At 44.5% G+C, this 13,354-nt stretch carries 13 protein-coding genes; 2 read left to right on the top strand and 11 right to left on the bottom strand.

Going from position 1 to position 13,354, the window contains the following annotated elements:
* The 7 genes from ABY436_RS15625 to ABY436_RS15595 form a co-directional block, all read right to left on the bottom strand.
* Positions 1-185 (bottom strand): hypothetical protein (locus tag ABY436_RS15625; RefSeq protein ID WP_372739865.1); only part of this gene is annotated, 185 nt, incomplete at its 3' end.
* Positions 186-314: 129 nt separating this feature from the next.
* On the bottom strand, positions 315-626 hold the full coding sequence (locus tag ABY436_RS15620; protein ID WP_372739864.1) for a DUF6482 family protein: 312 nt from the start codon (positions 624-626) through the stop codon (positions 315-317).
* Positions 627-704: 78 nt separating this feature from the next.
* Positions 705-2,876 carry an exonuclease domain-containing protein gene (locus ABY436_RS15615; RefSeq protein WP_372739863.1) on the bottom strand — a complete coding sequence of 724 codons (2,172 nt, stop codon included), beginning with the start codon at positions 2,874-2,876 and terminating at the stop codon, positions 705-707.
* Positions 2,877-2,970: 94 nt separating this feature from the next.
* Complete coding sequence (locus ABY436_RS15610; protein ID WP_372739862.1) at positions 2,971-3,273, bottom strand: hypothetical protein; 303 nt, start codon at positions 3,271-3,273, stop codon at positions 2,971-2,973.
* Positions 3,274-3,319: 46 nt separating this feature from the next.
* A complete protein-coding gene (locus ABY436_RS15605; RefSeq protein WP_372739861.1) occupies positions 3,320-4,003 on the bottom strand; it encodes a lactate utilization protein C in 684 nt (227 codons plus the stop codon).
* A 3-nt stretch (positions 4,004-4,006) separates the two neighbouring features.
* Positions 4,007-5,431 carry a lactate utilization protein B gene (locus ABY436_RS15600; RefSeq protein ID WP_372739860.1) on the bottom strand — a complete coding sequence of 475 codons (1,425 nt, stop codon included), beginning with the start codon at positions 5,429-5,431 and terminating at the stop codon, positions 4,007-4,009.
* Positions 5,421-6,245, bottom strand: a complete 825-nt coding sequence (locus ABY436_RS15595; protein ID WP_372739859.1) for a (Fe-S)-binding protein — start codon at positions 6,243-6,245, stop codon at positions 5,421-5,423. Before ABY436_RS15595 ends, ABY436_RS15600 begins: the two co-directional genes overlap by 11 nt.
* A 698-nt stretch (positions 6,246-6,943) precedes the next feature.
* Here ABY436_RS15595 and mutS point away from each other — a divergent pair.
* Positions 6,944-9,529: a DNA mismatch repair protein MutS gene (gene mutS / locus ABY436_RS15590; protein ID WP_372739858.1), complete on the top strand. Its 2,586-nt coding sequence runs from the start codon at positions 6,944-6,946 to the stop codon at positions 9,527-9,529.
* A gap of 76 nt (positions 9,530-9,605) precedes the next feature.
* Positions 9,606-9,929, top strand: a complete 324-nt coding sequence (fdxA, locus tag ABY436_RS15585) for a ferredoxin FdxA (protein WP_090724998.1) — start codon at positions 9,606-9,608, stop codon at positions 9,927-9,929.
* 29 nt (positions 9,930-9,958) lie between these two features.
* Here fdxA and rpoS read toward each other — a convergent pair whose 3' ends face one another.
* The 4 genes from rpoS to ABY436_RS15565 form a co-directional block, all read right to left on the bottom strand.
* On the bottom strand, positions 9,959-10,957 hold the full coding sequence (rpoS, locus tag ABY436_RS15580; protein ID WP_372739866.1) for an RNA polymerase sigma factor RpoS: 999 nt from the start codon (positions 10,955-10,957) through the stop codon (positions 9,959-9,961).
* Between the two features lie 41 nt (positions 10,958-10,998).
* A complete protein-coding gene (locus ABY436_RS15575) occupies positions 10,999-11,766 on the bottom strand; it encodes a peptidoglycan DD-metalloendopeptidase family protein (RefSeq protein ID WP_372739857.1) in 768 nt (255 codons plus the stop codon).
* Positions 11,767-11,868: 102 nt separating this feature from the next.
* Entirely contained in the window at positions 11,869-12,807 is a 939-nt protein-coding gene (locus tag ABY436_RS15570; protein ID WP_372739856.1) for a DUF368 domain-containing protein, read from the bottom strand.
* Between the two features lie 13 nt (positions 12,808-12,820).
* Positions 12,821-13,354: protein-L-isoaspartate(D-aspartate) O-methyltransferase (locus tag ABY436_RS15565; RefSeq protein ID WP_372739855.1), on the bottom strand; the 534-nt coding region annotated here is incomplete at its 5' end.

Here is a 13,354-nt window from a genome sequence, read left to right as displayed (position 1 = left end):
TCCACTCCGGCACCGCTTGCCGTAGTGTCGAAGATCAAGCCCCCCATTGTATTGGTTAAGTCAATATCGACCCGAACAGTCTGTAACGAGCATTCACCGGTATTGGTTATAACAAAGCGATCTTTAGGCGCACCTTCTATATAATTTACCATGACATTGGCATTGACTGACGCCACAGTAAGCATAAGAGCTGCAAAACTTATTATTCTGTATATTTTCATCAGAACTTCCGTTTTTAAATAAGTCGGGCGTTAACTCTCATCCGCAAAATAAAGATACAAGCCTAAAGGTTATCAGGGCGATTCATACTTTAGCTAGTATGGCTGTCTCATAGAAAAAGGTAGCATACTTGTGCTTTGTACAGACGTTGGATTACCGATCATCTCATCATATGGCGATTCATGTAACATTTGCGAAGCCAATATATTCAGGCCTTCAAAGACATCCCGGATCTGTTGCGAGCTGGTAAAACGCTTAGGACTGTTGCCCTCATATACCCAGCCTGTGCTATCACCTACGCTAAGTTTAATAAGGTAAACGTTCATCTCATAAGAATAGACTGTCAGCATATCTACCGTGGTGGGTTGCGACTTAATATCCTTGATCCAAAATTTAGTCTGTTGCATACACTTTCCTCAAGGCAAACAATTACTATAAATTCGTACGTTTGCATTAATGAATCGGATCAGCATTTCCTGCTATGGTCAGCTTTTATTGTTAAGTCGTTTTTCGTTCACCATGTTTAACAATTCACCCGCAGCAATAGCATCTGACATTGCGCGATGATGACACTGCATATCAATACCAAAATGCCTCGTTAGGTTTGCCAAAGAATAAGAGGGCAAGCCTTTATAGTGTTTTCGCATCTCTCGTACCGTACAAAGTTTTGGTCGTCGGTAATGCCGCTCTACGCGAGCAAACTCCTCTTTTATAAAGCCATAATCGAAATTAACATTGTGAGCGACAAATACACATCCCTTAGTGAACTCATCAATATCATCGGCTACTTCAGCGAATAATGGTGCATCAGCGACCATGTTGTTATTAATACCCGTGAGTGCTGTGATATTTTGCGGGATGCGCCGCTGGGGATTAATTAAAGATTGCCACTGTGCCACGACTTCGCCGCCAATCATTTTAACTATACCTACCTCGGTAATACGATGATGTTGCGCCCTGCCGCCGGTTGCCTCTATGTCGACAACCGCATAGGGCTGCATTGGGTCGATAGTCCAATTCACATTCGTAATGCGTACATCAAAGCCGACGCTCTGAAGCTTTTGAATGCTGAGGAGTTGATTGCGACGCAGCTGATCACCTTCTGATTTTACTTCTTCAAAACGCAGTCTTTCATTTTCAATCAGCATTAAATCGGGAAATCCATCGCTCAAATTTTTCCAGTCCTGAGTCATGGCTTTCAGCAGTGATAACAGTGCGTCTGGATTACTGTGATTAATAAGCAATATAAGGCGCTCTAATATATTTTTGCGCCATCTGAATATAATGTTGCCCTGGCCATAGTATTTTGCTGCCGACTGAGAGATTTGTTGAATCAATTTTTCTTTCGAGTCCGTGCTGTTAAGTCGCCTTTCAATGTGGACTGAGGCGAGTTGATAAAACTGATTCGTTTTCAGTGAGGACGGCACATGCTCAAACTCGTTAGTTAAGCCTAACCCCTCTAGCTCGAATATTTCATGCCAGAAATATAAGCCAAATAACGCTCGCCAAATTTCATTTTCGGTACGAAAGGCTTTGCACTCTCGTTGCTCATAATAGGCAATAACGCCCCGTTCGACCGCGCCTTTATGCATTTCATCAATGAGCAGAGTTTGACTGTTTTCACGCAACATATCGGTGAGAACACTGGTACGCTTTTTATGATATTTACGCGCCAAAAAGTCTTCTGCAAAGGCCAGTAAATCTTCAGACAATGGTGCGTCGATCATACGATTGAGTTCGGTTTCTACTTCGTCTGTTAAACCTAGTTTATAAGCCTCGCGTGCCCATTTTTCTTGCGCTACGCTCGTGTTAATTGTTTTTAAAACATCAATGGCATGAATGGCATCTTCTTTGAGCAGCGCGCAAGCCAATAAAAATTTTACTTTGGCGTCTAGCTCATTAGCTTTAGTGCCTATCGGGCGAGGTAAACTTTCAAGATGATTTACAATAAGCGAATGATTCAGTGAATGACGCTGTGTTCGCAATTCATCTAATAAAGAGTGCAATTCAAAAGCAGATTTAGCGCTGTCAATGTCAACGAATCGTGCCATTACCTGTGCTTGCTCCTTTCGGGTACGCATAACGCCCAGGTCGCGCATGGAAAATTGATTCAATGTGGAGCGGAAATTGCCAAAGTACAAATAAAGGAAGTAGCTAATATGTGTTTCAAAATTTCCTTGCCAGTAAGACTGTGCAACGCTAGTTGTGACGACTGCGTCCAGCTTAGCTGACTCTACTATAGAGGTGACTAATATCGATTTAGCTTGTGATTTTTTATATACCAGCGCAGGCTTTTCAGTAAACCCCGTTTCATTCAATTCGTCGATAATTTGAATAATCTCACCTTTGGTGAGGTGCTCAATAAACGAGCATACATTGCTTGATTCGATGGGCTTAAACCATTGTTCCTGAAATAGAAATTTAAAATTACCAGGAATATCGTCAACCTCTTGGTAGGTATAAGACGTCGGCTTTACAAATATAGATTTACGATTAATAAAACGAACAATCAGGCATTGCTGTGGTTTCGACAGCGCCATAAAGTCCTGGATGAATTGTTTATCAGCGCTACTTAACAGCACCTCACACGGACCCATCACAAATTTTAAAAATTCATGGAAATGGCTCCAATAGTAGAATGCAGGTAAAGATCGCAATGTCAGTATGCTCTATGTAAACGTCATCATCTCAAAGACGAGCATACTAAATAACTGTTTTTATATACAGCTTTTGTTCTGATCAGGCGCGTATTCATTGGACTTTTTGCTTGCTAACCCATTTAAAATAATCCATCAACGCAGGTTGATTTTGAATAGCGCTCAGGTTGTTGAGTCGTTTAGCCAGCTCCATTTCACTAAAGCGTTTATGCAGGCCGATGTGGCATTGTCGACAGATATTAATACCCGCAGCAAGTTCAGATTTGCTGTAGTGTTTTTTGAAAAACGTACGACGATGCATTTTCTTTGGGATCAAGTGATGAAAAGTGAGAAAGGTTTCGCGCTCGCACAAGGGGCAGAGACCAAAACCTGTCCTTCTTGGAATTTCCCCTGCCATCAATAAGGCCAACTGCTCATTTTATTCGTATAGACCTAATCAATTTTTACTGATCTTCGACAAGAATAATATGCAAAACTTCAGGTCCATGAGCTCCCTGAACTAACACTCCTTCTATATCGGTTGTGCCACTCACACCCGATATCAGACACATATTTCGCGGAGTCTCTCCCTTTTTAGCAATCTCATTTGCTATCAGGGCATAGTCATCCATATAGTGGAGTATTTTTGATTCTGGAATTACGGCAATAAGGTACAAGGGTAAAAAGTTGAGCAGGATGGGCATTTCTGGGCTTGAGTGAACAACAAACGACCCCGTTTCTGCAATACCGTACTCGGCCCAGCATAAACCAACCGTGTTATCTTTTTGAATATCTATGTCCGTAGAGATACCCTGCCAATTCAGCTTTTGCAATCTATCGATACCCTGTACTTTAAGCTCTTGAGGTAAAGAATATTTACCAAGAAATTGATTGACCGAAGCAGGCAAGTCATCGAGTGTAGAGATCTTTTCACAGCTGGTGCCGATAACCAAACCCGCTTTAATGCGAAGCACTAATGCTTCAGTTGCATCGTCAGATAAAAGCCTGGGGCGGGCGAACTCACTTTCTTTTAGGATTTCAAGAGCTTCTTGCTGAATGGTCTCTGCATCCATTGTGACGGTTGGTGTCGCATTTTTAATCGCACTAAAAATACTGGCTCTACTCATATCACTTTTTTGATTATTCATTATTTATACACCACTACTTTTGGCTTTTTTCATCTTTTTATATTGCTGCATAAACGTTTTTGATTCTGGTTCAATCAAATCACGGTTACGGGTCCAACCCGACGTCAGAGGCATATATTTAATCCACCCCTGACGGCTGAACAGTTTCATAAAGACAACTCCGCAAGAACAAAGCAATTGAAACACCCTCGGCCTTTTAGCCAACGCGGCAAAAGCTTGCACAACAAAACGGTTGGTTAACGGTTCATATTTTTTCTGCCAGGACCGTGCGCGCAGCGAGCGTAATAATTTAGGGAGTGGGATATTAACCGGGCAAACCTCTTCACAGCGCCCATTGAGTGTGCAGGCATGAGTCTGTTTGTTGGCCACTTCAAGGCTGTCTAAATGAGGCGTCAGAACCGATCCCATCGGCCCGGGATAAACTGAGCCATATGCATGACCACCAATATGTTTGTAGACCACACAGTGGTTCATGCATGCTCCGCAACGGATGCAACGCAACATCTCCTCCATGCCATCAGCTAACATTTTGGTACGCCCGTTATCGACCAGGACAATATGGCATTCTTCAGGCCCGTCTGCATCATCAGACCTTTTAGGCCCGTTATGGAAGGTGATGTATTGCGTGATTTCTGCCCCGGTAGCCGAGCGGGTCAACAATCGCAATAAAGGTACAGCATGGGCCATTGAAGGGACTAACTTTTCAATGCCTGCGGTCACTATATGAACTTTAGGCGGCGTTATCGTGAGTTCAGCGTTCCCTTCATTCGTTACTGTGCACGTTGAACCACTATCAGCCAGCAAAAAGTTAGAACCACTGATACCTATATCTGACGTTAAGAATTTAGTACGAAGATCCCGACGGGCACTTCTCACAAGATCAGTAATCTCTTCGGAGTAGGTTGGGTCTGCGTGAAACTCCCTAAAGAGCCTGACGACATCTTCTCTGCTTCGGTGCATCGCTGGCCAGACAATATGAGAAGGTGGATCACCCGCAAGCTGAATGATATGTTCTGCCAAATCCGTTTCGATTCGTTCGATTTCTGAATTATCAAAAGCATGTGTTAAGCCAATTTCTTCACCCAGCATAGACTTACTGCGGGTGACTTTTTTAGCCTTGTGCTGACGACAAATATCCAGAACAATCTTCGACGCTTCTTCACCAGTACTCGCCCAGTGGACAATCGTGCCTTGAGCCAACGCATTCTTCTCGAACTCAGCCAAATAATGATCCATATACTTAATCGTATGATCTTTGACTTTTTGCCCCTGCGCACGTGCATTCTCAAACTCGGGGAAGTCAGCAATCGCTTCGGCTCGCTTCTTTTCGGCTTTATCAGTCGTGCGCCGAATAATCATTTTCAAATCAGGCTGCGCTAACGCCTTGCTAACGTTATTGTAAAAATCTTCAGGCTTGTTAACTTGCATCTTTGCCTCCTGAAAGCTGCGGCGCTAAACCAGCCAGAACTTCAGCGGTATGCAATGCCTTTATTTTCTTGTGCCCTTCCCGATTGAGCTTACCCGCCATATTCATTAAGCAGCCCATATCACCACCGAGCAGGTAATCTGCCTCAGTAGCTAATACATTTTCAATTTTTTCAGCGACGATCTCATTAGAAATATTTGAATATTTCACACAAAATGTTCCACCAAAACCGCAGCATTCAGCATGACCATTAAGAGGGTTATGCTCTAACCCTTTCACTTTTGACAACATCTTTCTGGGCTGTTCATAAACATGAAGAGAACGATATCCTGAGCAGCTATCGTGATAAGTATATGACCCCTCAAGCTCAATACCTGTGGGTACGAAGTTACAAACATCGACCAGAAAAGAAAGGAGCTCATGCGTTATATCTGCCAAATGCTGCGCCCTTGCGAGCCATTCTGGCTGATCTTTAAAGACTTCTACAAAATTCTTTTTGATCATTGCTGCACATGACCCGGAAGGGACAACAACGTAATCAAAATTTTCAAATTGTTTAATCGTTTGATAGGCAATCTGACGTGTCCCTTCATCATCACCTGAATTAAATGCGGGCTGTCCACAACAAGACTGAAGTTCTGGAACCTCAACATTGCACCCGGCTTGCTCAAGTAATGTTATTGAAGCGAAGCCTACAGAGGGGCGCATTGTATTGACTAAGCAGGTAACAAACAGCCCTACTTTCTTTTCGGAGATATTAAGGCAATCAATTCCATTAGATTGCGTTTGATCAGTATTACTAATTTTTGGAGACATTTACCCGGCCTTGTCACGAAGATGTCGCTATTCTTATTTTGTTATGAATAAGTTCAGGCATTTACCCAACTTCTCCATATGACTTTTAATCTAATACAAATAATTATTTAAAACTTACTAGATAACAATAACGCCTATTCAAAAGCAACAGCAGATATACAAAGTAACTGGTCTTACCATTAAACCCCCATAGCCAAGGCCCTGAGAATAAATCGCAAGAATGAAGTCCTGAATAAGCCTATACGATCTTTATATTCTGCATAATCCATGAATTCTTCTCAGATCATGTGGTGGCCAATCTTCAATATCAAGCATTTTTTATTTAAGGAAGACGCCAAGACGGTTCTGTTAATGACTCCTGCTGAATTCGTTTACCTGCTTTTTTGCGAAGGGGAAGGGGAAGGACAGGCAGCTGTAATTCATTGAAACTGCCTAGACCCTGGTATCAGGCTTCATTGCGTCGATAGCCCTTGGCGATAGCGGTTTAGCGGCTGATTTGGTAACCTGCACCACTTGTTTTGATCTCCTTTACCAGCACTGGATTTCCATGAAATTATGATCAAGCGCCGGGGCTGGCTGAACAAAAAAGTGTAACTTTTTAATGAATACACATGAAACACCATAAACACAGCAGAAACAGTCTGACTCAACAAGTTGATAGCTAACCAATTGTTTTATATAGGCATAACAGATTTATAATGAGTAAAAAGACAGCTACAGCAATAGCTTCAAAGCCTGAACACACACCGATGATGCAGCAGTATTTTAAAATTAAAGCTGAACATCCGGATCAGCTGGTTTTTTATCGGATGGGGGATTTTTATGAGCTATTTTATGATGACGCTAAGCGCGCATCAGCGTTGCTCAACATTTCACTGACGGCACGGGGAAAATCAGGCGGCAATCCGATCCCTATGGCAGGTCTGCCTTATCATGCGGCCGAAGGTTACATTGCCAAAATTGTCAGCGCCGGCGAGTCTGTCGTTATTTGTGAACAGTTTGGTGATCCTGCCGCAAGCAAAGGCCCCATGGAGCGCAAGGTTGCACGTATCGTTACACCAGGCACCTTAAGTGACGAAGCTTTTTTAGATGAATCCCGCGATAACATATTATTGGCGATCTACTCCTCCCAGTCACGCTATGGCGTTTCTTTAGTCGATATCAGCACCGGGCGTTTTAGCCTGATGGAGCTTGAGGATGACGAGTCATTACTCGCTGAATTAGAGCGCCTTAAACCGGCAGAAGTGCTCTATAACGACGACAGTAATCTGGGCTCTCTACTCAAAGGTCGTAAAGGTATACGCCCGCAAGCCCCCTGGAATTTCGAACCGGAAACCTCACAGCGTTTATTGTGCCAACAGTTCAACACGCAGGATCTTGAAGGTTTCGGTTGTGCGCAGATGCACATCGCCATTGGTGCGGCAGGATGCCTGCTGCAATACGCAAAAGACACGCAACGCTCTGCTTTACCGCATATCCGCCGACTACAGATAGAACAACGTTCCGAGACCGTTATTCTGGATGCCGCAACACGCCGCAATCTGGAAATAGATCAGAACCTGGCGGGCGGGCGCGAAAATACTTTATTAAGCGTGATGGATAACACCGCCACGTCGATGGGTAGCCGGCTGTTGCGACGCTGGTTAAACCAGCCGCTCAGGGACAAAAATACATTACTAGAACGCCAAAGCTCGATTCGCTGGTTGCAGCAAAACTATCGCTATGAATCCCTGGCAGAAACACTCAAGGGGATAGGAGATATTGAGCGTATTTTATCACGTGTTGGGCTGAGTTCTGCACGTCCCCGGGACCTCGAGCGCTTAAAAGACGCCTTGCAGCATCTACCTGAACTGCAAGCATCACTCGTCGATGAACATCGTGCCCCTCATATCAATCTACTGGCAGAGTCGATCAGTGAATTCCCGGAACAAGCCAGCTTACTGAAAAAAGCCATTATGGATAACCCTCCCGTGGTGATTCGGGATGGCGGTGTTATTGCTGAAGGTTATGACGAAGAGTTAGACGAGCTGCGTAATATCAGTGAAAACGCCGGCGACTATCTGATCAAATTAGAGCAACAAGAACGGGAACGCTCGGGGATATCCACACTTAAGGTGGGTTACAACCGTGTACATGGCTACTTTATCGAGATCAGCAAAGGCCAGGCAGATGCCGCTCCCGCTGATTACATTCGCCGCCAGACACTGAAAAATGCCGAACGTTTTATCACGCCCGAACTTAAAAGTTTTGAAGATAAAGCACTCAGTGCTAAAAGCCGTGCTCTCGCACGTGAAAAATCCTTGTATGAAGCACTCATAGCCCTGTTAGCAGAACATCTTCCTGCATTGCAGGATTGCGCTCAGGCATTGGCAGAACTGGACACACTCAACAACCTGGCCGAGCGGGCCGATACACTTAACTTCAACGCCCCTCACCTGCATGATACGCCGCAACTGCATATCATTGCGGGACGCCACCCGGTCGTTGAGTCGGTACTGGAGTCACCTTTTGTTGCCAATGATCTGTCACTGGATCCTGAGCGACGCATGCTGATTATCACCGGCCCAAACATGGGCGGTAAATCTACCTACATGCGCCAGGCGGCACTGATAAGCTTGCTGGCACACATTGGCAGTTATGTTCCTGCTGAAGAGGTCAACATTGGCATTATGGATCGCATCTTCACGCGGATGGGTTCTTCAGATGATTTAGCCGGCGGGCGATCTACCTTTATGGTAGAGATGACAGAAACGGCTAACATTTTACACAATGCCACTGAAAACAGTCTGGTGCTGATGGATGAAGTGGGCAGAGGAACCAGTACCTTCGATGGTTTATCTCTGGCGTGGTCTGCTGCAGAATTTCTGGCGTTACAGATCAAAGCCTTTACCTTATTCGCCACGCATTATTTTGAGCTTACCGCGCTTCCGGAACAGCAGGAAGGCGTCTTTAACGTTCACCTTAACGCTCTGGAACACCAGGACAGCATCGTTTTCATGCATGAAGTCCATGACGGACCGGCAAGCCAGAGTTACGGTTTACAAGTGGCACAACTGGCCGGGGTTCCTGACCACGTGATCGCTCAGGCAAAACAAAAACTATTTCAGCTGGAAGCCGAGTCTGTTGTATCAGGCAAACGTGCGGCCCCGCCACCGCCTATTCAGGATGATATGTTCAACTCACATACCCACCCGGCCATTGAGCAACTAAAACAGCTGGATGTGGACAATCTCTCTCCACGTGAGGCACTTGAGCTGCTATATTCATTAAAAAGTAAACTCTGATGGCACGCTCCATAATAAAGCAACCAACCCATGGCAACCTAATAGCCAGCCTAAAATATATGTGCGGAGGTGAATAATGACCTATGTAGTGACGCAAAACTGTATACGCTGTAAATATACGGATTGTGTGGAAGTCTGCCCGGTAGATTGCTTTTACGCAGGCGAGAACTTTCTAGTCATCCATCCTGATGAATGCATAGATTGCGGTTTATGTGAGCCGGAATGCCCTGCGGAAGCGATTTTCTTAGATGACGATGTCCCGGAAGATCAGCAGATATTTATTGAGATAAATGCTCAACTGGCGGAAAAGTGGCCCAATATTACCGAGCGTATTGAACCTATGGAAGATGCGGAGGAATGGAAAGACAAGCCCAACAAGCTTGCCCTTCTCATTAAGTAATCAGGATTGGATAAAATAACTGGCAGCGACTATGCAAGTAAGTCTTCGCTGCTCAGGCCGTTTTTCTCAACAATTTCACGTAGCTTGCGTAACGCTTCAACCTGAATTTGTCTGACACGTTCACGTGTCAGACCGATTTCTGTACCCACCTCTTCCAACGTACTCATTTCATAATTACGCAAGCCAAAACGTCGTGATAAAACTTCAGCATGCTTGTCTGGCAACATATCCAACCACTTGTCGAGATTACCACTAATATTGGTATTCTGAAGCAGCACTTCAGGATCCGAGGTTTCTGTATCAGCGATAGTTTCAATGGCAGACTTATCGGAATCACCCATAGGTATATCCATGGATGTCACCCGCTCATTCAGCCTGAGAACTTTCTGAACTTTCTCTACAGGCTTACTCACCAACTCAGCAATTTCTTCTGCCGTAGGCTCATGATCGAGCTTCTGAGAGAGTTCACGTGCAGCGCGCAGATACACATTCAGCTCTTTAACTACATGAATAGGTAATCGAATCGTACGTGTTTGGTTCATGATCGCACGTTCAATCGTTTGTCTGATCCACCAGGTGGCATACGTTGAAAATCTGAAACCACGCTCAGGATCAAATTTTTCAACGGCACGAATCAGGCCAAGGTTACCCTCTTCAATCAGATCCAATAAAGTCAGACCACGATTGATATAACGTCGCGAGATTTTAACCACCAAACGGAGGTTACTTTCGATCATTCGCTTACGCGCCTTCATATCACCTTTTAACGCAAGTCTGGAAAAGTAGACCTCTTCTTCAGCACTGAGCAGGGGTGAAAACCCAATCTCATTAAGATACAGCTGAGTAGCATCTAAAGATTTGGCATTCATTAAATCTTTATGTGCCAGACTACCCCGTCCCCGCCCACTGTTGAGAAACTCAGGTTCGTCATCAGCAGTCGCGTCTGTATCCATATCCAGATTATCGCCATCATCAGAATCGAGTAACAGCTCTTCTTTTTTCTGCTTACTTTTTTCGAGAATCGTCATCACCGTCATCACCTATCTAGCACTATCAAAATTAATATGGTCTACCTTTTGGGTAGATATCGTAGCGGATTAACTGGCTTACCATCCTTGCGGATTTCAAAATGAAGCATCGTGCGTGTTGTACCACTATTACCTATTTCGGCAACTTTCGCTCCAGCATTAACATTTTCGTTCTCTTTTACTAAAATATTACTATTGTGAGCATAAGCACTGAGGTATTCCTGGTTATGATTAATGATTATGAGATTTCCATAACCGAGTAAACCACTTCCCGCATACACGACTTTTCCGGCAGCGGCGGCATATACTGGTTCACCTCGCTGCCCTTCCATATTAATACCTTTATTAACATTACCCTTATCTGAATAATTACTAATGACTTTACCTTTTGCCGGCCATTGCCAAATCAGATCTTTACTCGCTACGGGTGCTGATACAGGTTCTTTTTGATGAGCTATTGTTGTGGACGGCTGAATTTTTTCAGTTTGAGTAGCAGGAGCGACGGCTGGAGGCGCGGTCTGCTTTGCATTCGACTCCCCCTCAGTCTTCACAGATGCCGCTAAGACAGGAGCCACTGTTGCAGCGGCAGTACCGGGGCCTTTTAAATACAGTGTCTGACCCGCATTAATTCTGAAACGCTGGTCTATATTATTAGCACGAGCCAACTCACGGTAATCTAACCCGTAGCGCCATGCGATTGAATACAGTGTATCGCCTCGTTTAACACGATACGCTGCCGGTGCGTTCCGATACCTGGAAGACCTGACCAGCTCCACTTTATTATCAAGAGCACTGGAACGGTCACTCACGGGAGCATATCCCGAGGCGCACCCTACCAACATCAGAAGCATCACGCTTATCAGAATGATTTTTATTTTTATCTCTTGGCTATTCTGTCGGATATACACGATTTATCTGTTCGTTGACTGACCTCTTTCCATCCAGAGTACAATTACTACACCTAATACCAATAATGCAATGGATGCCAGCATGAAAGAGTCCTGACCACTTAACGCCTCATAGACAAAAGGGGACACGTTATCCTGGGCTAACGGTACTTGTTTACCATGACTATTTAATGTGTAGGCCGTCGTATATTTCCAAGGCCAGACTTTGTTTAATGACCCCAGAAGAAAACCAGACATCACAGCCAATGTTGGCATTCTGTGTGTTGTAAATAACCAATTCAGTAATCGGGAAAAGCTTAATAAACCGATAACACACCCAGCGCCGAATAACCCAATGAAGGCTAATTCAGCATCTTTAACTGCTTGCAGTACCGGAGCATACATGCCTAATAACAATAAAATAAACGAACCCGATATCCCAGGAAGAATCATTGCACAAATAGCAATGCTGCCTGATAAAAATACCGTCAGAGAACTCACCGGAACCTCTGTAGGGGTTAAACTGGTAATTAGATAGGCGAGTACTGCCCCCGTCAGAAACAATGTAATATAGGTAGAATCCCAATGGGGAATATGCCTTGATATCACCCATGTTGACGCCAGAATCAGCCCAAAAAAGAACGACCAGAGCATAACGGGATAACTGGCCAGCATAAACAATACGATATTGGCAAACATCACCAGGCTGATAATAATTCCGCTGAGCAACGTCAGTAGAAAATTACCATTAACATGCTTCCAGAAAGCCCGCGGTCCTTGGTAAAACAACACCCTGACTGCATCAAGATCAAAGCGGCGAATACTGCCGATCAGCTCTTCATAAATACCCGTAATAAAAGCAATGGTTCCACCTGACACACCCGGAACGGCATCGGCAGCGCCCATCAATACGCCTTTGCAAGCCAAGATAAAATAATCTTTTAAGCGACGCTGTTGGCCCACAATATCTATCTCCTTATCGTATTGTTCCGGCCAATAAAGGCACGAACTTAACATTCTCAATAATATGGGTGTCAAAACCCATCTCACTTACCCGAATGACCAGCTTTAATTGTTGCTGAGACTGACCCACGGGAATCACTAACCTTCCGCCAATAGCTAACTGAGCTAACAGCTCTTCAGGGATCTTTTCCGGCGCAGCCGTTACGATGATGCCATCAAAAGGGGCTTTAGATGGCCAGCCCATACCTCCATCCGAATGTTGCAGATAGATATTTTTCAATCCCATCTGCTGAAAGCGCTCCTTCGACTTATCTTGTAACTGCTTAATCCGCTCCACTGAATAAACCTGATCTACCAGTTGCGCAATCACCGCGGTTTGATAACCAGAACCTGTTCCGACTTCCAAAACACGCTTCAGAGGACCTGCAGCAAGCAGTAACTCTGTCATTTTCGCCACTATATAGGGCTGGGAAATCGTCTGATTAAAGCCGATAGGTAATGCGGTATCTTCGTAAGCACGGTGAGATAGTGCCTCATCAACAAAAAT

The sequence above is a fragment of the Neptunomonas sp. genome, assembly GCF_041601355.1.
Classification (GTDB): Bacteria; Pseudomonadota; Gammaproteobacteria; order Pseudomonadales; family Balneatricaceae; genus Neptunomonas.
The sequence above is the reverse complement of the archived record's forward strand: the minus strand, read 5'-3'. Positions and strand labels throughout refer to the sequence as shown.

What these genes read in the sequence shown, in the direction of transcription:
- mutS (WP_372739858.1), top strand. Translation starts at nt 6,944, where the DNA reads ATGAGTAAAAAGACAGCTACAGCAATAGCTTCAAAGCCTGAACACACA.
- ABY436_RS15595 (WP_372739859.1), bottom strand. Translation starts at nt 6,245, where the DNA reads ATGTCTCCAAAAATTAGTAATACTGATCAAACGCAATCTAATGGAATT.
- ABY436_RS15610 (WP_372739862.1), bottom strand. Translation starts at nt 3,273, where the DNA reads ATGGCAGGGGAAATTCCAAGAAGGACAGGTTTTGGTCTCTGCCCCTTG.
- ABY436_RS15605 (WP_372739861.1), bottom strand. Translation starts at nt 4,003, where the DNA reads ATGAATAATCAAAAAAGTGATATGAGTAGAGCCAGTATTTTTAGTGCG.
- fdxA (WP_090724998.1), top strand. Translation starts at nt 9,606, where the DNA reads ATGACCTATGTAGTGACGCAAAACTGTATACGCTGTAAATATACGGAT.
- rpoS (WP_372739866.1), bottom strand. Translation starts at nt 10,957, where the DNA reads ATGACGATTCTCGAAAAAAGTAAGCAGAAAAAAGAAGAGCTGTTACTC.
- ABY436_RS15600 (WP_372739860.1), bottom strand. Translation starts at nt 5,431, where the DNA reads ATGCAAGTTAACAAGCCTGAAGATTTTTACAATAACGTTAGCAAGGCG.
- ABY436_RS15620 (WP_372739864.1), bottom strand. Translation starts at nt 626, where the DNA reads ATGCAACAGACTAAATTTTGGATCAAGGATATTAAGTCGCAACCCACC.